The sequence below is a fragment of the Pseudooceanicola aestuariicola genome (genome assembly GCF_045763785.1).
Classification (GTDB): domain Bacteria; phylum Pseudomonadota; class Alphaproteobacteria; order Rhodobacterales; family Rhodobacteraceae; genus Pseudooceanicola.
Genome location: NZ_JBJGSF010000001.1, coordinates 1590868 through 1607645, shown reverse-complemented (window position 1 = coordinate 1607645; position 16778 = coordinate 1590868). Strand labels below are relative to the sequence as shown.

16 protein-coding genes and 1 other RNA gene are annotated in these 16778 nt (G+C 61.0%); 5 read left to right on the top strand and 12 right to left on the bottom strand.

Features of this window, described 5'->3' with window-relative positions:
- Positions 1-40: 40 nt before the first annotated feature.
- The gene (locus tag ACI3GR_RS07370; protein WP_407493435.1) at positions 41-358 is read right to left on the bottom strand and encodes an NIPSNAP family protein; all 318 of its coding nucleotides are present in this window, start codon (positions 356-358) and stop codon (positions 41-43) included.
- A gap of 99 nt (positions 359-457) precedes the next feature.
- Between ACI3GR_RS07370 and ACI3GR_RS07365 the strand changes: the two genes are divergently transcribed.
- The gene (locus ACI3GR_RS07365) at positions 458-1153 is read left to right on the top strand and encodes an ArsR/SmtB family transcription factor (protein ID WP_407493434.1); all 696 of its coding nucleotides are present in this window, start codon (positions 458-460) and stop codon (positions 1151-1153) included.
- Between the two features lie 11 nt (positions 1154-1164).
- On the opposite strand, the gene ssrA is transcribed toward ACI3GR_RS07365, so the two are convergent.
- Together ssrA and tyrS are read right to left on the bottom strand one after the other, a co-directional pair.
- Positions 1165-1539, bottom strand: a transfer-messenger RNA (tmRNA) gene (gene ssrA / locus ACI3GR_RS07360).
- 179 nt (positions 1540-1718) lie between these two features.
- Entirely contained in the window at positions 1719-2972 is a 1254-nt protein-coding gene (gene tyrS, locus ACI3GR_RS07355; RefSeq protein ID WP_407493433.1) for a tyrosine--tRNA ligase, read from the bottom strand.
- Positions 2973-3035: 63 nt separating this feature from the next.
- Between tyrS and ACI3GR_RS07350 the strand changes: the two genes are divergently transcribed.
- Positions 3036-4142 carry an anhydro-N-acetylmuramic acid kinase gene (locus ACI3GR_RS07350; RefSeq protein WP_407493432.1) on the top strand — a complete coding sequence of 369 codons (1107 nt, stop codon included), beginning with the start codon at positions 3036-3038 and terminating at the stop codon, positions 4140-4142.
- Between the two features lie 85 nt (positions 4143-4227).
- Here ACI3GR_RS07350 and ACI3GR_RS07345 read toward each other — a convergent pair whose 3' ends face one another.
- Entirely contained in the window at positions 4228-4854 is a 627-nt protein-coding gene (locus ACI3GR_RS07345; protein WP_407493616.1) for a YitT family protein, read from the bottom strand.
- Positions 4855-5007: 153 nt separating this feature from the next.
- On the opposite strand from ACI3GR_RS07345, the gene ACI3GR_RS07340 reads away from it, so the two are divergent.
- Positions 5008-5568, top strand: coding sequence for a type 1 glutamine amidotransferase domain-containing protein (locus tag ACI3GR_RS07340; protein WP_407493431.1), 561 nt, complete (start codon positions 5008-5010; stop codon positions 5566-5568).
- A gap of 47 nt (positions 5569-5615) precedes the next feature.
- Here ACI3GR_RS07340 and ACI3GR_RS07335 read toward each other — a convergent pair whose 3' ends face one another.
- The 6 genes from ACI3GR_RS07335 to ACI3GR_RS07310 form a co-directional block, all read right to left on the bottom strand.
- The gene (locus ACI3GR_RS07335) at positions 5616-6830 is read right to left on the bottom strand and encodes an NADP-dependent isocitrate dehydrogenase (RefSeq protein WP_407493430.1); all 1215 of its coding nucleotides are present in this window, start codon (positions 6828-6830) and stop codon (positions 5616-5618) included.
- Between the two features lie 112 nt (positions 6831-6942).
- On the bottom strand, positions 6943-8184 hold the full coding sequence (locus tag ACI3GR_RS07330) for an MFS transporter (RefSeq protein ID WP_407493615.1): 1242 nt from the start codon (positions 8182-8184) through the stop codon (positions 6943-6945).
- Between the two features lie 94 nt (positions 8185-8278).
- Complete coding sequence (locus ACI3GR_RS07325; RefSeq protein ID WP_407493429.1) at positions 8279-8929, bottom strand: DsbA family oxidoreductase; 651 nt, start codon at positions 8927-8929, stop codon at positions 8279-8281.
- 46 nt (positions 8930-8975) lie between these two features.
- Positions 8976-10490 (bottom strand): class I adenylate-forming enzyme family protein, encoded by a 1515-nt coding sequence (locus ACI3GR_RS07320; RefSeq protein ID WP_407493428.1) that lies wholly within the window; start codon positions 10488-10490, stop codon positions 8976-8978.
- A 75-nt stretch (positions 10491-10565) separates the two neighbouring features.
- Positions 10566-10913, bottom strand: a complete 348-nt coding sequence (locus tag ACI3GR_RS07315; protein ID WP_407493427.1) for a hypothetical protein — start codon at positions 10911-10913, stop codon at positions 10566-10568.
- Between the two features lie 89 nt (positions 10914-11002).
- Positions 11003-12823 (bottom strand): extracellular solute-binding protein, encoded by a 1821-nt coding sequence (locus ACI3GR_RS07310; RefSeq protein ID WP_407493426.1) that lies wholly within the window; start codon positions 12821-12823, stop codon positions 11003-11005.
- Positions 12824-13223: 400 nt separating this feature from the next.
- Here ACI3GR_RS07310 and ACI3GR_RS07305 point away from each other — a divergent pair, with 400 nt between their 5' ends.
- Both ACI3GR_RS07305 and ACI3GR_RS07300 read left to right on the top strand, forming a co-directional pair.
- Positions 13224-13997, top strand: a complete 774-nt coding sequence (locus ACI3GR_RS07305; protein WP_407493425.1) for a 3-hydroxybutyrate dehydrogenase — start codon at positions 13224-13226, stop codon at positions 13995-13997.
- Positions 13998-14001: 4 nt separating this feature from the next.
- On the top strand, positions 14002-15060 hold the full coding sequence (locus ACI3GR_RS07300) for a patatin-like phospholipase family protein (RefSeq protein ID WP_407493424.1): 1059 nt from the start codon (positions 14002-14004) through the stop codon (positions 15058-15060).
- A gap of 3 nt (positions 15061-15063) precedes the next feature.
- Here ACI3GR_RS07300 and ACI3GR_RS07295 read toward each other — a convergent pair whose 3' ends face one another.
- Positions 15064-15753, bottom strand: coding sequence for a DUF502 domain-containing protein (locus tag ACI3GR_RS07295; RefSeq protein ID WP_407493423.1), 690 nt, complete (start codon positions 15751-15753; stop codon positions 15064-15066).
- A gap of 84 nt (positions 15754-15837) precedes the next feature.
- Positions 15838-16761 carry a pseudouridine-5'-phosphate glycosidase gene (locus ACI3GR_RS07290; RefSeq protein ID WP_407493422.1) on the bottom strand — a complete coding sequence of 308 codons (924 nt, stop codon included), beginning with the start codon at positions 16759-16761 and terminating at the stop codon, positions 15838-15840.
- Positions 16762-16778 lie beyond the last annotated feature (17 nt).

Below are 16778 nucleotides of genomic sequence, written 5' to 3'. Positions count from 1 at the left end.
GTCCCCATGAGGTCAAATTGACGGATATGTCAGCGCGATGTCAAGGCGCTTCGCCCTGATCGACGCGTTGCAGCCATGTGCGATCCTCGGACCGGATAAAGCCTTGGGACATGGCAAAGTCATAGTTCTGCTTGCCCAAAGGGTCGGCAGCAAGGCGGGCGCGGTAGGCTTCGTATGCGGCAAGGTTTTCAATGTGATAGATACCGTAGGCGAGTGTGGATGACCCTTCGCGGGGCGAAAAATAGCCCACCAGATCGGCCCCGTTGCGGGGGATGCACTGGCCCCATCTGCGGGCATACTCTTCGAATTGCGCGCGCTTGGTCGGGTCGATGTCGTAGCGGATGATACAGGTCAGCATGGTCTCTCCTTCTTGCTGCCTTTGAGTAGGTCGGGGGGCCGCAAAAGTGTTACGGTCGGGGCCGAAGTATTCTGCGCAGGCTGGTGCTAAGGTGGCGGGATGAAGGAAGGACCAGATATATCCGAGTTGGGCGCGCTGATCGGTGTTCCGGGGCGGGCGAACATGTTGTTGGCGCTGATGGATGGGCGCGCACTGACCGCCGGAGAACTGGCGGGCGAGGCCGGGGTCAGCCTGCAGACCGCCAGCGGCCATCTGGCGCGATTGCTGGACGGTGGGCTGCTAGAGGTCGGGCAGCAGGGGCGGCACCGCTATTTCCGATTGGCCGGAGAGGACGTGGCCGACGCCCTGTCGGCCTTGCTGGCGCTGTCGGAAACCCGGGGGCGCAAACGCCTGCGCACCGGCCCGCGCGATGCGGACCTTAGGCTGGCGCGCAGTTGCTATCACCATCTGGCCGGAGAGTTGGGCGTGCAGTTGTACGACAGCCTGCGGGCGAAGGGCTGGATCCACTTGGACGGTGACGGCATCGGGCTGAGCCGTGAGGGTGCCGAGGCGCTGACAGCCATGGGCATCGACCTGTCGCAAGCCAAGGGTCCGCTGTGCCGTGAATGTCTGGATTGGTCCGAACGGCGAATGCATCTGGCCGGGCCATTGGGCAAGGCCGTGCTGACGTTCGTGCTAACGAAAGGCTGGGCTGTGCGCGACCCGGACAGCCGGGCGATCCGGTTTTCGGCCCAAGGACGACGCGCGTTTGATGCGGCGTTTCCGGTCGCGGAGGGGGTGTTGGCAGGGGAATGAACAGGGGAGGAAATGCAGGATTCTGTTGCCAGGTTCCTGCGGACCCCGCCTTAGACGGCTAGGCCTAAGGACTTAAAGTTTCGATTCCTCGAACTGCTTACGCAGCCAGAGCAACCGGAGCACGATTGTCGTTTGCAATTGTACTGTTTGAACCGATAACGGTGGTATCTCACCGGGACAAAGCAAAACCCCTTTAGACGTTCGTCGATCCTATTTCGGCCCCTCTGTTCTGATGACATCCCCAAACGAAGGATGACGCCGGAAGGTTTGGTGGAGCCGCCGGGTACCGCCCCCGGGTCCGATCCGCTTATTACGAGCGCGTTTATGTCCATAGTCGGTTTCCCGACAGGGAAGATATAGGTGGGGTTGTACCGGGTTTCAACGGGGGAATTGGGGGCCCAATCCAACCATTGATTGCAGTGCCCCCTACGAAAGACGCGGCGGCCTGATGAGCCATTGATCCCTAAGTCCTGAGACAGTGCAAAAGACGGCGGTGGAGGGGGGCGCTGCCCCCTTGAGCCTGCGGCTCAATTCCCCCGGGAATATTTATGGGACCAAAGAAGCCTTAGTCGGTGAGTTTCACCAAAGCGTGGCGCTTCTTACCGGCAGAAAGTTTCACCGGAGAAGCCAGCGCCGCGGCGTCCAGCATCAGCCCGGCGTCGGTCAGGGGCGCGTCGTCGATGCGGGCGCCGTTGTCAGCGATGAGGCGTTTGGCTTCTTTGCCGGATTTGGCAAGCCCTGTGCGCACGATCAGCTGCGCGACAGAGATACCGTCGGCGACCTCGGCTGCGGTCAGCTCCAACGTGGGAAGGTCATCGCCGACACCGCCTTTTTCAAATACCTCGCGCGCGGTCTGTTCCGCGGTGCGCGCGGCCTCGGCCCCGTGGAGCAGGGTGGTCGCCTCGTTGGCGAGGATGGCTTTGGCATCGTTGATTTCCGACCCGCCAAGCGCGCCAAGGCGGTCGCATTCGTCCACGGGAAGTTCGGTGAAAATCTTGAGGAACCGGCCCACGTCCGCATCGGTCGAGTTGCGCCAGAACTGCCAGTATTCATAAGGGCTTAGCATTTCGTCGTTCAACCAGACCGCGCCATTGGCGGATTTGCCCATCTTGCGCCCATCAGAAGTGGTCAGCAGCGGCGTGGTCAGCCCGTAGATTTCATGATCCAGCACGCGGCGCGTCAGGTCGATGCCGTTGACGATGTTGCCCCATTGGTCAGACCCGCCCATCTGCAGCAGACAGCCGTAGCGGTTGTTCAGCTCCATGAAGTCATAGGCCTGCAGGATCATGTAGTTGAATTCGAGGAAGGACAGCGATTGTTCGCGGTCCAAACGCGATTTCACCGATTCAAACGACAGCATCCGGTTGACGCTGAAGTGGCGGCCGATGTCGCGCAGAAACTCAAGGTAGTTCAGGTTGTCCAGCCATTCCGCGTTGTTCAGCATCAGGGCTGGATTGCCGGCTTTTTCGTAATCAAGGAACGACGAGAAGACGCGCTGCATACCGGCGATATTGTCGTCGATCTGCGCGGGCGTCAGCAGGGGGCGTTCGTCGGCGCGGAAGGAGGGATCGCCCACCTTGGTCGTGCCGCCGCCCATCAGCGTGATCGGCTGGTGGCCGGTCTTTTGCAGCCAGCGCAGCATCATCACGTTCATCAGGTGGCCGACGTGCAGCGATTTGGCGGTGGCGTCATAGCCGATATAGGCGGTCACCATCCCCGTGTTCAGCGCGTCGTCGAGGGCCTGATAATCGGTGCAGTCGGCGATGAAGCCGCGCTGCATGATCGTTGCCATGAACTCTGACTTAGGATGGTATGTCATATCACTTGTTCCGGTTAATTCTGCAGGGCATCTATATGGGGCAGGCGGGCGAAGGAAAAGACCATGTCGAAGGCAGTTGCAAAGAAAGGCCCCGTGCGCGCCTTGGGGGCCATGTCGGGGACCTCGCTGGATGGCGTCGATGCGGCGCTGGTCGTGACGGACGGCGTGGACATTCTTGGGTTCGGGGAAACCGATTATCGGGCCTATACGGCGGATGAGCGGAGCGTGCTGCACCGGGCGCTTGGGCAATGGCCCAATGATCCCGATGTGGCGCCTGCAACCCGCGTGGTGATGGAGGCGCATCAGGCGCTGTTGTCCAAGTTTCGCGATGTGGAGATCGTGGGCCTTCACGGCCAGACACTGGCGCATGATCCGCGCGGACGGGGGACGCATCAGGTGGGGGATGGGGATATGCTGGCTGGTGCGCTTGGCGTGCCGGTGGTGTGGGATTTCCGGTCCACTGATGTGGAATTAGGCGGCGAGGGCGCGCCTTTGGCCCCGTTCTTTCACCATGCCTGTGCGCGCTGGATCGGCGCGACCGAGCCGGTGGCCTTTCTGAACATGGGCGGTGTGGGGAACCTGACGTGGGTGGACCCTCGGGTTGCGAGGCCAGAGGGCGAGGGGGCGTTGTTGGCCTTCGACACCGGGCCTGCGAATGCGCCGATCAACGATCTGATGCAGGCGCGGCGCGGGTTGGATTACGATGAGGACGGTAAGCTGGCGATGACAGGTAAAGTCGAAACCGGCGCGCTGGAGCTGTTTCTGGACGATCCGTATTTTTCGCGCATTCCGCCGAAGTCATTGGACCGGAACGCTTTTCCAGAGATGATGTCGCTTGTGGGCGAGTTGGCCGATCAGGATGCGGCGGCCACGTTGACGGGCATGGCGGCGGCGAGCGTGTTGCGCGGGATGGAACATTGCCCCGAGCCGCCGACGCAGCTTTTGGTGACCGGAGGCGGCCGGCGGAACCCGGTGTTGATGGAGATGTTGCGCGTGTCGCTGGACTGTCCGGTCCACCCTGTCGAAGAGGTCGGGCTGGACGGGGATATGCTGGAAGCGCAGGCCTTTGCCTATCTGGCGGTGCGGGTGGCGCGGGGGCTGCCGACCTCCTGTCCGACGACGACTGGGGTGAAGATGGCCGTTGGGGGCGGGCAGGTGTCGCGGCCTTGAAGGTTGCGCGGATTTGGGTGCGCTGCCCCCGTCCTTCGGACTCCCCCGAGGGTATTTATCGACCAGAAGAAGACAGGGGCGCGGGTCAGTCCGCGATGTAGCGGTCTTTGTCGTGGTTGAATGCGATCACGCCGTTCAGCACGGCCGCGCCGAAGAGCGAATATAGCACGATGTCGAGGTCGAAGAGGAAAAAGGCGATCGCGAAGATCACCCCGTCGACCATCAGTTGAACATAGCCCGCGCGGAACCCGGTACGGTCTTGGATCAGCAGCGCGATGACGCCCAGACCGCCAAGCGACCCCTTGTGGCGGAACACGCCCAAAAGGCCGAAGCCCGTCAGAACGCCGAATATGGCCGTGCCAAGGAAGGGGTTCAGGTATTCGAAGGTCATGCCAAGCGGGATGTAATCGACGGCCACTGACAGGACGGTGACGCAGAACGCCGACTTGATCGTGAACTCTGCCCCCAGACGCCGCCACGAGAAGATGTAGAAGGGCAGGTTCACCAGAAAGAACACGGTGCCGAAGCTATAGCCTGTGACATAGGCGATCAGCAGCGCGATGCCGGCCGTTTGCCCGGTGAGAAATCCCAGCGATGTCAGGAAAGACACGCCCACCGCCGCCGCCAGCAATGAGATGCTGAGGCCTTGGACATCCTCAATCCACGTATGCTTGTGGCGGTAGAAGGTCGGTATCGGGATCGGTGCGGGCATATCTCTGAGATAGGTCACAAGTGGTGACCTGTCGAGCGGGAAGCCGCGTCAGCGTTGGCGATTTCCCGCTATGCCTAGGAACCGGGCGATGGGCGCGCGGGTTGATGCCACAAGAGGCAGACGCCTTATCACCCAATTCGAAAGGAGAGACCGATGCCCAAGATCGGAAACGCCAAAATCATTATCCTCGCCACCAATGGGTTCGAGCAGAGCGAACTGGAAGTGCCCCGCGACAAGCTGCGCGAGGCTGGCGCCGAGGTCCACGTCGTGTCGCCCGATGGCAAGGCCATCAAAGGCTGGGATGAAAGCGATTGGGGTCGCGAGGCCGCAGTGGATCACGCGCTTGGCGATGTGAAGATCGGCGACTACGACGCGATCGTCCTGCCCGGCGGTCAGATCAACCCGGACATTCTGCGCACCAAGCCTGAGGCTGTGAAATTTGTCCAAGACATGCATGATGCGGGCAAGGTGATTGCCGCGATCTGTCACGCGCCTTGGATGCTGGTCGAGGCCGGGATCGTGAAGGGTCGTGCTGTGACGTCCTATCCGTCGATCAGCACCGATGTGAAGAATGCAGGCGGCAAGTGGGAAGACAGCGAAGTGGTGGCGGATCAGGGCATCGTGACGTCGCGCAACCCCGGTGATCTGGACGCGTTTGTCGCCAAGATCATCGAAGAGATCGAAGAAGGCGAACACGACCGCAAGGCGGCGTAAGCCTTTCGAGACAAAAGAAAAGGCAGCCTTGCGGGGCTGCCTTTTTTCTATCCGGCGAGGGCCTTGTTCAGGTTTTCGTCGATCTTTTCCAAGAATCCCATGGTTGTCAGCCAGCCCTGATCCGGCCCGACGAGCAGCGCCAGATCCTTGGTCATATGGCCGCTTTCCACAGTTGACACGATGACCTGTTCCAGCGTCGTCGCGAACTCCATCAGCTTAGCATTATCGTCCAGCTTGGCGCGGTGCTTGAGCCCGCCGGTCCAGGCGTAGATCGAGGCGATGGAGTTGGTGGACGTCGCCTCTCCGGCCTGATGCTGGCGGTAGTGGCGGGTGACGGTGCCGTGGGCGGCTTCGGCTTCGACGATTTTGCCGTCAGGGGTCATTAGCTGCGACGTCATCAGGCCGAGAGAGCCGAAGCCCTGCGCCACGGTGTCGGATTGAACGTCGCCGTCGTAGTTCTTGCAGGCCCAGACGAAGCCGCCGTTCCACTTCATACAGCAGGCGACCATGTCGTCGATCAGACGGTGTTCGTACCAGATTTTCGCGGCTTTAAACTTTTCCTCGAACTCCTGTTCGTAGACCTCTTGGAAGGTTTGCAGGAACTGGCCATCGTATTGTTTCAGAATGGTATTCTTGGTCGAGAGGTAAACCGGCCAGCCCAGTTGCAAGCCATAGTTCAGTGACGCGCGGGCGAAGTCGCGGATGGACTCGTCAAGGTTGTACATGCCCATGTAGACGCCGGAGGACGGGGCTTGATAGACCTCATGCTCAATCTCCGTCCCGTCGTCGCCGACAAATTTCATCGTCAGCTTGCCGGGCCCGGGGAATTTCATGTCCGTCGCTTTGTACTGGTCGCCAAAGGCGTGGCGGCCGATCACGATGGGCTTGGTCCAGCCGGGAACAAGGCGGGGGACGTTGCGGCAGATGATGGGCTGGCGAAAGACGACGCCACCAAGGATGTTGCGGATCGTGCCGTTGGGCGATTTCCACATCTTTTTCAGGCCGAATTCCTCAACCCGTGCTTCGTCCGGGGTGATGGTAGCGCATTTGACGGCAACGCCGACCTCTTTGGTCTTTTCGGCGGCGTCGGTGGTGATCTGGTCGTTGGTGCGGTCGCGTTCTTCGATGCCCAGATCGTAATAGAGCAGGTCAATGTCGAGGTAGGGCAGGATCAGCTTTTGTTTGATGAAGTCCCACATGATGCGGGTCATCTCGTCCCCGTCCATTTCGACGATGGGGTTCTCTACCTTGATCTTGCTCATCACGCTTACCTGTCTTTGGTCTGTTACGTCCTGTGCTAGCCCATTCGGCCCAAGCGGCATAGGGGCTGTGCGGCGGCTGGTGTCTCATTACGGGTGAATCGTAACGAGGACGTCAATTTTCCACCGTTTTCTCCGCTTTGGGGCGATCCAAGCGACGCATCCGGATCAAAGGCGGCAGACAGAGGCCCAGAAGCACCAGCGTGCCGCCGATCTGCGGCAGGGTGGTTTCATTGAAGAACTGGGCGATGACGGTGGCGACGATGCCGGCGATGATCGTGGCGATGGCCCCGATGATGGATGCGGCAAAGCCCGCGATATGGCCCAACGGCTCCATCCCCAAGGCGTTCAGGTTTCCGACGGTCAGGCCCATCTGGTAGAAGAGCGCGGTCTGCCACAGCACGTAGATCCAGAAATACGCGTTTTCAGACAGGCCGGTCAGTTGCAGGATCAGGACAAGGATCGTCAGCCCGAAAGTCACCATGACCGACAGCGAAATGATCGCGCGCATCCCGAACTTCATCACGAACGTCGCGTTGACCATCGATGAGGTCATGCAGAACGCGCCGATGACGAAGAAATACAGCGCAAAGGCGTCGGATTTATCGAAGATCAGGTCGAAGGTGGGCTGGATCAGAGAGATTGAGGTAAAGAGCACCGCGAAGATCATCGTCTGCACGTAGATCGAATTACGAACCATGGGGATGGCGAACATCTCTTTCACCGCGCTGCGGAACATGGCGGGGCGGAAGGCGCGGCGGCGGTCTTCGGGCAGGGGTTCGTCAAGCCGCAGGTTCAGCCACAGGACCGAGACTACGGAAAACATCAGAAACGCCAGAAAAATCGACCGCCAGCCGCCCAAAGCCATGATGCCAGACCCCATCAGGGGCGCCAGCGCCGGGATGATGGTGAAGACGATCATGATGAACGACACGATGCGCGCCATCTCGCGGCCGGAATAAAGGTCGCGTACGATAGCCAGCGATATGATGCGGGGCCCCGCTGCGCCGATGCCTTGGATCAGGCGGGCGGCGATCATCAGTTCCAGCGTCGGGGCAGACCAAGCCAGCGCCGCGCCCAGAACGTAGAGCGCAGCCGCAAGGTTGATCATCGTCTTGCGCCCGAATGAGTCCGACAGCGGCCCGGCAAACAGCGTACCCAGCCCCATGCCCACCATGAAGGCCGACAGGATCAACTGCACGTTGTTGGGATCATCCGGCGACAGGTCGTCGGCGATTTCGGGCATCGCGGGCAGCATAGAGTCGATGGAAAAGGCGACCGTGGCCACCATCATCGCCATCATGGCCACGAATTCGTACTGGGATATGCGGGTGGACATCGGCGCTCCGGTCGGGATGCCTGTTCGCTAGCACGGCAAGATGTGCTGCACCACGGCATAAGCGACGCGCATCGGCTCAAGCCCTGTTTTGCCCAAGGCGCGTGACTTAAGTTCAGGCGTCTTTGGTCTGATCCATGATCTCGTCGATGACCTTCAGCCACAATTCGGGGGGCTGCGCGCCGGGAACCGCGTGTTGCGAGGCGACGATAAAGGTCGGCACGGCGTTGATGCCCATTTCGCGCGAATGGGTGTCGCGGTCGCGGATCATTGCCTCGTCCTCGTCCGTGGACAGCAGGCGCAGCACGACCGAGGCGTCCATACCGATGCTGTCGGCCAAGTCTGCCAGAACATCATGCGCGCCGATATCACGGCCTTCGACGAAATTCGCGCGGAACAGCGCGTTGACCATCGCACCCTGTTTGCCTTCGATCCCGGCCCAGTGGATCATGCGGTGCGCGTCCAGCGTGTTGGGCGTGCGGGTGATTGCATCCAGATCAGCTTCTAGGTCGATGTCTCTGAAATGCTTGGCGATCTGGCCGTAGATTTCATCGGCGCGGTCGCCGAACTTGGATGCCAGATAAGCTTTGCGGTCGGCCCCTTCGCGGGGCATGTCGGGGTTCAGCTGGAAGGGGTGCCATTCGATCACAAAGGGATGGTCGGGCCGCTGCGCCAAGGCGCGATCCAGTTGTGTCTTGCCGATATAGCACCATGGGCAGATCGGGTCCGACACAATGTCGAGTTTCACGGCGTTTCCGGTTTCCATCGGGGTCTCCTCTCCTAGGGGTGGACCGGGTGGTCCAGTCCCTTGGTTAGCTCTTGGGCCAGTGGTCGCGCAGGGCCTTGCGCAACAGTTTGCCATTGGGGTTGCGCGGCATCTGCGGCAGGTAGACGAAGGACCGCGGCTGTTTGTAGCGGGCCAGACGGTCTTGGGCCTGTGCCAGCAGCGCGGCTTCGTCAAGTTCTTCGGGGCCGGTATAGAAGGCGATGATCAGGCGGGTGTCTGCCTTTACTTCGCAATCCGTGACGCCGATTTCGGTGATGCCGGGGATGTCGGACAGCGCGCCTTCGACCTCGATCGGGGACACGCGATAACCGCCAGCGTTCATCATGTCATCGGCGCGGGCCATATAGGTGATCTGGCCGTCTTCATCCATGCGCCCGTGGTCCCCGGTCAGGAACCAATCGCCCTGCATCCGGGCGGCTGCTTCATCCTCGGCCCCCATGTAACCCAGCATCAGGCCGGGGTCGTCGCGATGCACGGCGATCACGCCTTCTTCGCCCAGTGGCACGGGGCCGTCGGGGCCAACGATGGCGACCCGCCGGCCTTCTTGCGGCTTGCCAAGCGCCCCGGGTTTCGCGGGCGTGGATGGAGAGCCCGAAATGAAGGTCGAACATTCGGACATGCCGAAGGCCTCGTACATCTCGCCCCCGCCAGCGTCGCGCCAATCGTTACGGATCTGGTCGGACACCTTTTCGCCAGCGGTCAGGCCGTGGCGCAGTTTGGGCAGGTCGATGCGGTCATGTTTGGTCAGGATTTTGCGGAACACACCGGGTGCTGCGGCGAAAATCGTCGCCTCATGGCGTTTCATCAGCAGGGGCAATGCTTCGGGATCGACGCCTTCGGCGGGGATCACGGCGGTGGCGCCAACGGACCACGGATCCATCAATCCGGTGCCCAGTGTATAGGTCCAGTTGAACGCGCCTGCGTGCATCAGGCGGTCGTCTTCACCCAGCCCGTACCAGCCGTCATGCATCATCTGACGCGCCCAGATGGCGCGATGGGCGTGCATGACCGCCCGCGGGTTGCCAGAGGTGCCAGAGGTATAGACGAGGTAGGCGAGCCGGTTCGGATCGCCCATGTGGTAGTCCACGGGCGGCAGGTCGCGCATCTGTTCCAGTTGGTCCGTCGTCACAACGGGCAGGTCAGTATCGGCGCTCGCGACGCTTGGGTCATGCAGGATGCCAGCGGGCTTCAGGCTGTCCACCATCTTGCCGACCTCGCGTGCGGTCAGCTGTGATGAGGTGGGCACAGGCACCAGTCCGGCGGCGATGGCGCCCAGATAAGCAATCGGGAATTCAACGCTATTGCCAAGGCGCATCAACAGAATGTCGCCGGGTTTGAAGCCCGCGTTCAGCAGCCCGGTACCGGTACCACGGATCGCTTGTTCCAGCTTGGCATAAGACCAGCGTTCCGCGCCGGAGAGGCCGACAATCGAAAGCGCGACCTTGTCGGACAGACGGTCCGCATGGGCCATCACATAGGCGGCCAGATTAAAGGGTGTGGGGCAGTCGGGGTAGGCCCCGTGGTCAAAGATCGACAGCATGGGCCAAGGGGTAGGCCCCTGCGCGGGCGTGCGCAAGGGCCATTGTCAGGTCAATCGTCGGTGCAAAAGCGCAGATCAGACGTCGCGACCCACCGGGTTTTCTGCCTGATCGTCGTCACCAAAAAGGTCGTCACGATCGGACGGGTCTTCGCCCGGGGCCAAGTGTCGGTGCGAGTCCGAAATGTTGGCGTTGTCGCGCAGTGGATCCATGGCAACATCCGTGGGTATCTGACCCATCTGCCATTCGCGCACCTGCGCTTTGACGTCCCGAAATTCTTCGCCGGTTTGCTGCGACAGGTAGCCTGCCAGCGCATCTTCGGTCGGGTTCAGGGCCAGCAGGTCCTCTTCTTCGGCCTCGGGCCAGCGGTCTTGGATGGCGGGGGTAAAAGCCGCCCAGTCGCGGGCGATATCAGTCCATTGCATGGGATACTCCGTCAGTCTTGTTGTCAGACCAACGGAGCCAAGCCCAGATCAGTTCCATTCTACCGGTTGGCGCGCCCGGTTGCAGCCCATCATTCAGGCTCGTGCCACCAGACCTCTGGCAGGAAATAGACCGAGTCGCCGTAGATCGGTGTCCGGTCTTCTGCGTAGGTGATGTCGGCCACATGGGCGATCCGACCCACGTCATAGCTGTAGGTCGGGATCACGTAGCGCCCCGCGGTCAGCAGACGATCCAGCGCGCGGGTGGCGGCATTGAAATCCTCGGTCGTCTCGCTGGCCAGCATGGCATCGATGCTGGCGTCGATGGCGGGGCTGTTCACGCCGATGATATTGCGCGACCCAAGGATATCCGCGTTGTCAGACCCCCAGTAAGTGCGCTGATCATTGCCGGGCGACAGGGAAAACTGACGCCGGATATCGGTCATGTCATAGTCAAAGCTGGTCATGCGCAGCTGGTATTGGGCGTTGTCCACGACCTCGAGCTCCACGTCCATGCCCAGCCGCTCCAACGCCTTGAGGTAGAGATCAGCGATGGTCTGCAGTTCGGTCGCGCCCTGACGCAGCAGGATCTTAAAGCGGAACGGTACGCCATCCGCGTTCTTCAACATGCCGTCCTGCACGGTCCAGCCCGCGTCTTCCAGCAGGGCCAGTGCCTTGCGGATGTTCGCGCGGTTGCGGGGCGATCCATCCGACACGGGCAGGGTGTAGCCGTCGAGCGCGCCATAGGGCAGGGCGTCCGCAAAGGGTTCAAGAATGTCGCGCACGCGGCCTGTGGCGGGGCCGTCCTGCATCCCCAGCGGTGTGCCAGAGAAATACGACGTGATCCGATTCTGACGACCACCGGTCAGCGTTTCGTTGATGTATTCGAAGTTGAACGCATGGATCATCGCATCCCGCACGCGGATATCGTCAAACGGCGGACGGCGGGTGTTCATGGCGAACCCGGTGATGCCCGACGGGCGGCCGGTGGGAATCTCGCTCAACTCAATCTCGCCATTCTGGACGGCGGGGAAGTTGTAATCGCGCGCCCATTTTTCGGCGTTGAATTCGCGCAGGTAGCTAAGCTCGCCGCCCTTGAAGGCCTCGAACAACACCGCGCTGTCGCCGTAGAATTCGATCTTGATCTCATCAAAGTTGTTGGTGCCCTGACGGATCGGCAGGTCCTTGCCCCAATAATCCGGGTTGCGGGTCAGGGTGACAGAGCGCGCCGGCTCAAACGCGGTGACGGAATAGGGGGCCGATCCAATCGGCGCCTCTTCTAGGCTGAGGCCGGTAAAGCTGCGGTCCGCGAACTGCGCTTTCTTCAGGATTGGGCGCATGCCGACGATCAGCGGCAATTCACGGTCTTCCTTATTGAAGGTAAACCGCACCGACCGGGGGCCGGTCTGTTCCATCTTGTCGATCAGGCCCCATATGCCGCGGTAGCGCGCGTTGCCTTCGGTCCCCAGCACCTCGTAGGACCACATGACGTCTTCGATGGTCACCGGGCTACCGTCAGAGAATCGGGCCCCTTCGCGCAGGGTGAATTCCGCCCAGGATCGGTCTTCGGGCACTTCAATCGATTCGGCCAGCAAGCCATAGACGGTGAAGGGTTCGTCCTGACTGCGGTACATCAGGCTTTCGGAGATCAGGAACCTTAACTGCCATGGCGGATTGCCCGTGATGACGTAAGGGTTCAGACTGTCGAACGCGCCTTCATTGCCGGAAATTAACCGGCCGCCCTTGGGCGCATCGGGATTTACATAGGGAAGTGCAGCAAAATCAGGGGGAAGGGCGGGCTCTCCGTACATGGCAAGACCATGCTGAGGCTCTGCCATGGCCCCGGTGCCGCAAAGCAGCGCCGCGATCATCGCGAATTTCTGAACTCGAGTGATGAAAAATACTGGCCTCATATTGGCAACAATCCCTGTCTTGCCTGTCTTTGTTGGCCCTAACGGTACCGAGGCTTTTACGTCTTATCAAACTTTTAGCTTGGAACGTGACCGTGTTGGGATTATAAAGAAGTCACTGCTCGATAGGTTTCTTGCCTGTATGAAACCTGCCTCAATAACTTAACGCCAGCTTCGTGCTGGCGTTTTTTTTTGCGGAAAGTCAACGCATGTTGGGTTTTACGCAAAACCGCCCATTCCTTAACCCGGCTTTCATAAGTCCAAGAATCACCGTGGCTTGCGGGACGGTCTTATCGGCCTTCGCGACCTTTCGACCCGGACTTGGAACCGGGGTTAAATGAATGAGTTTATTTCGCAGGTGCAGCACGTATGCTGGCACCCAGAGATTACTTAAGAGGCTGTCATGTCACTCACTGGAAAAACTGTCGTCGTCACCGGATCGAACTCGGGCATTGGCCTTGGGGTGGCGCGGGCCTTTGCGGGGGCCGGGGCGTCCGTCGTCCTGAATTCCTTCTCCGACAACGAAGAAGATCACAGCCTTGCCGCCGATCTGGCCAAAGAGTTCGACACAGACGTGCGCTACATTCAGGCCGACATGTCCAAAGGCGACGATGCGCGGGCGCTGATCGAAAAGGCAGGCGCATGCGATATTCTGGTGAACAACGCAGGGATCCAGCACGTGGCGCCGATCAACGACTTCCCGGTGGACAAGTGGAATGCGATTATCGCGATCAACATGTCCTCGGCCTTCCACACCACCGCCGTCGCGCTGCCGATGATGCGCAAGGCAGGCTGGGGCCGGGTGATCAATATCGCCTCGGCCCATGGTTTGCGCGCCTCGCCCTACAAATCGGCCTATGTGACGGCCAAGCACGGGATCGTCGGTATGACCAAGACCGTCGCGCTTGAGACGGCCAAGGAACCGATCACCTGCAACGCTATCTGCCCCGGCTACGTGCTGACCCCGCTGGTGGAATCGCAGATCCCCGACACCGCCAAGGAATACGACATGTCCGAGGACGAGGTGATCGAGAAGGTGATCCTGGCCAAGCAGCCGTCCAAGGAATTCGTCACGGTCGAACAACTGGGCGATATGGCGCTGTTCCTCTCCTCTGACGCGGCAGAGCAGCTGACCGGGCAGGCCATTGCCATGGATGGTGGCTGGACGGCGGCCTAAGGCCATGGTCACCAAGATCAACCTTGCACTGCAGGGCGGTGGTGCGCACGGGGCCTTTACCTGGGGCGTGCTGGATCGGCTGCTGGACGACGAAACGATCGAGGTGGCGGGAATTTCCGGCACCTCTGCCGGGGCGCTGAACGGCGCGGCCTATAAGGCGGGCTGGCTGCGTGGCGGGCGTGAAGGCGCGCGGGAAACGCTGAACGAGCTTTGGAACCGCATGGGTGCTGTCAACGACATGCGTCTGCCGGGGTGGATGGCCGGACCCTTCACCGCGATGGAGAAGTTCTTTACCCCGCCCACCCGTGATGTCGCCACGCTGATGGAATACGCGCCGCCCTTTGTTGCGGCGTCGATGCTGGATCAGGTTACTTCGCCGTATTACTACGGCCCACTGTACCGCAATCCGCTGGAATCGGTCGTCGAAGGCTTTGATTATGACAGCGTCTGTTCTGCCGAGGGACCACGCCTCTTTGTCTGCGCGACCAACGTGCGCACCGGCAAGGTCCGCATCTTCACCAAGGACGAAATCACCACCGACGCCATCCTTGCGTCTGCCTGTCTGCCGTCGCTGTTCCAAGCGGTTGAAATCGACGATCCCAAGACCGGACGCCGCGAGGCATACTGGGATGGCGGCTATTCGGGCAACCCGGCGCTGTTTCCGCTGTTTGAACCGGACCTGCCGGATGACGTGGTCATCGTAAACATCAATCCGCTGGAACGGGATGAGGTGCCCTTTACCCCGCAGCAGATTGAAAACCGCGTGAACGAGATCAGCTTCAACTCATCGCTTTTGCGCGAGTTGCGGGCCATCGCCTTTGTGCAGCGGCTGATCGGGGCCGGTCAGGTCAAGAAGGGCGCGATGAAGAACGTTCTGGTGCATATGATCGCAGATGACGACCTGATGCGCGAATTGTCCGTGGCGACCAAGATGGTGCCCAATCCGGTGATCCTGCAATCGCTGAAGCTGGCCGGTCAGAAGGCGGCGGACCAGTTTCTGGCCGATCACCATGCGTCGCTTGGCAAGGCCTCGACCATCGATCTGCAGGCCATGCTGAACTAAGGCTCAGGACTCCAGCGGCAGGGGTGGCTGCTTGGGGTCCTTGGCGTTGGGATAAACCAGCCCGGCCGAGATGACGAGCTTGGCGGCGTCTTCCACGCTCATGTCCAGCTCAATCACATCTTCCTTGGGGAAGAACAGCAGGAACCCTGACGTCGGGTTGGGCGTCGTGGGCACAAAGACCGACATCAGGTCCGACCCGGTTTCAGCCCGGCGCGCGACCTCTCCTTTCGCCTCGGTCGAGACGAAGCCAATGGCCCAGATGCCTTTGCGCGGGTATTGGATCAGGCAGGCCTTTTCAAAGCTGCGTTCGGTCTGGGCAAAGACCGTTTCGGCGATCTGTTTCGCGCCGTTGTAGATCGACCGGACGACGGGCATCCGCACGATCAGGCTTTCGGCATAGCGGATCAGCGACCGCCCGATCAGCCCTTTGGCGATCCAGCCGACGATGATCGTGAAGATCAGGAAAAAGATGATGCCCACGCCGCGCAGATTGATGCCAATGTATTTTTCCGGCTGGAACGTCTGCGGCACCAGCGGCAGCACAACGCCATCGACCCAACCGGCCAGCGTCCACAGCAGCCAGATCGTCAGGCCCACCGGCAGAATGACGACGATCCCGGTCAGAAAACTGGACCGCAAACGGGTAAAAAGGCCGCGTCGCGGTGTTGGCTGATCAATCAGGGGGTCGTTCATGTAAGGTCCGTGTGCATGCGCCCCGAGCATCGGGGTCACCGAAATCTATGGGGTCACAGGCGCGACAGCAATGGCACCCCCCGTTTATTTTGCCGTTTTGACAGGCAATTGGACCAATTCTTGGGCAATCTCTGCGGCCAGCCGCGCGTTGTTGCGTACCAGCGCGATATTGCTGCTAAGAGAACGGCCCGTCGTCAGCCGGAAAATACGGTCCAGCAGGAAGGGCGTGACCTCTTTGGCGGTGATCCCCTGCGCCTCTGCATCGCTCAGCGCCTGTTCGATGATCGGGTCGATTTCGTCCTTAGGGATTTCATCGCTTTCGGGGATCGGGTTGGCAATCAGCTGACCGCCCGACAGGCCAAGCGCGGCGCGGGTGCGATGCGCGGCGGCGATCTGGCCCGCAGTGTCGATCTGCAGGGGCGAAGGCAGGCCGCTGTCGCGGCTCCAGAATGCGGGCAGGGCAGGTTGGCCGAAGGTGATGACCGGCACGCCAAGCGTTTCAAGAACCTCCAGCGTGCGGGGGATATCAAGGATTGCTTTGGCTCCGGCACAGACGACCGTCACCGGGGTTTGCGCCAGCTCTTGCAGGTCGGCCGAAATGTCCATCGTGGTTTCCGCGCCGCGGTGCACACCGCCGATGCCGCCCGTAGCAAAGACTTCGATCCCTGCCTGCCGTGCGGCGATCATCGTGGCGGCGACGGTCGTGGCGCCAGTGCCGCCCATGGCCATGCAAACGGCCATGTCTGCGCGGGACAGCTTGGCGACGTCCTTGGCCTGCGCCAGCGTCGCCAATTCGTCATCCGTCAGGCCGATGTGCAATGTCCCGTTCAGCACCGCGATGGTGGCGGGCGTGGCTCCGGCCTGACGCACGTCGTCTTCGACCTGCCGCGCGGTTTCTAGGTTCTGTGGGTATGGCATCCCATGGGTGATGATCGTGCTTTCCAACGCGACGACGGCGCGGTTCTGGTCCAGCGCGTCGCGCACCTCTGGGGACATGGTCATTTGCATCGGGGGTCTTTCGTTCG

What these genes read in the sequence shown, in the direction of transcription:
- ACI3GR_RS07370 (WP_407493435.1), bottom strand. Translation starts at nt 358, where the DNA reads ATGCTGACCTGTATCATCCGCTACGACATCGACCCGACCAAGCGCGCG.
- ACI3GR_RS07335 (WP_407493430.1), bottom strand. Translation starts at nt 6,830, where the DNA reads ATGAGCAAGATCAAGGTAGAGAACCCCATCGTCGAAATGGACGGGGAC.
- ACI3GR_RS07340 (WP_407493431.1), top strand. Translation starts at nt 5,008, where the DNA reads ATGCCCAAGATCGGAAACGCCAAAATCATTATCCTCGCCACCAATGGG.
- ACI3GR_RS07345 (WP_407493616.1), bottom strand. Translation starts at nt 4,854, where the DNA reads ATGCCCGCACCGATCCCGATACCGACCTTCTACCGCCACAAGCATACG.
- tyrS (WP_407493433.1), bottom strand. Translation starts at nt 2,972, where the DNA reads ATGACATACCATCCTAAGTCAGAGTTCATGGCAACGATCATGCAGCGC.
- ACI3GR_RS07320 (WP_407493428.1), bottom strand. Translation starts at nt 10,490, where the DNA reads ATGCTGTCGATCTTTGACCACGGGGCCTACCCCGACTGCCCCACACCC.
- ACI3GR_RS07310 (WP_407493426.1), bottom strand. Translation starts at nt 12,823, where the DNA reads ATGAGGCCAGTATTTTTCATCACTCGAGTTCAGAAATTCGCGATGATC.
- ACI3GR_RS07305 (WP_407493425.1), top strand. Translation starts at nt 13,224, where the DNA reads ATGTCACTCACTGGAAAAACTGTCGTCGTCACCGGATCGAACTCGGGC.
- ACI3GR_RS07295 (WP_407493423.1), bottom strand. Translation starts at nt 15,753, where the DNA reads ATGAACGACCCCCTGATTGATCAGCCAACACCGCGACGCGGCCTTTTT.
- ACI3GR_RS07365 (WP_407493434.1), top strand. Translation starts at nt 458, where the DNA reads ATGAAGGAAGGACCAGATATATCCGAGTTGGGCGCGCTGATCGGTGTT.
- ACI3GR_RS07350 (WP_407493432.1), top strand. Translation starts at nt 3,036, where the DNA reads ATGTCGAAGGCAGTTGCAAAGAAAGGCCCCGTGCGCGCCTTGGGGGCC.
- ACI3GR_RS07315 (WP_407493427.1), bottom strand. Translation starts at nt 10,913, where the DNA reads ATGCAATGGACTGATATCGCCCGCGACTGGGCGGCTTTTACCCCCGCC.
- ACI3GR_RS07300 (WP_407493424.1), top strand. Translation starts at nt 14,002, where the DNA reads ATGGTCACCAAGATCAACCTTGCACTGCAGGGCGGTGGTGCGCACGGG.
- ACI3GR_RS07325 (WP_407493429.1), bottom strand. Translation starts at nt 8,929, where the DNA reads ATGGAAACCGGAAACGCCGTGAAACTCGACATTGTGTCGGACCCGATC.
- ACI3GR_RS07290 (WP_407493422.1), bottom strand. Translation starts at nt 16,761, where the DNA reads ATGCAAATGACCATGTCCCCAGAGGTGCGCGACGCGCTGGACCAGAAC.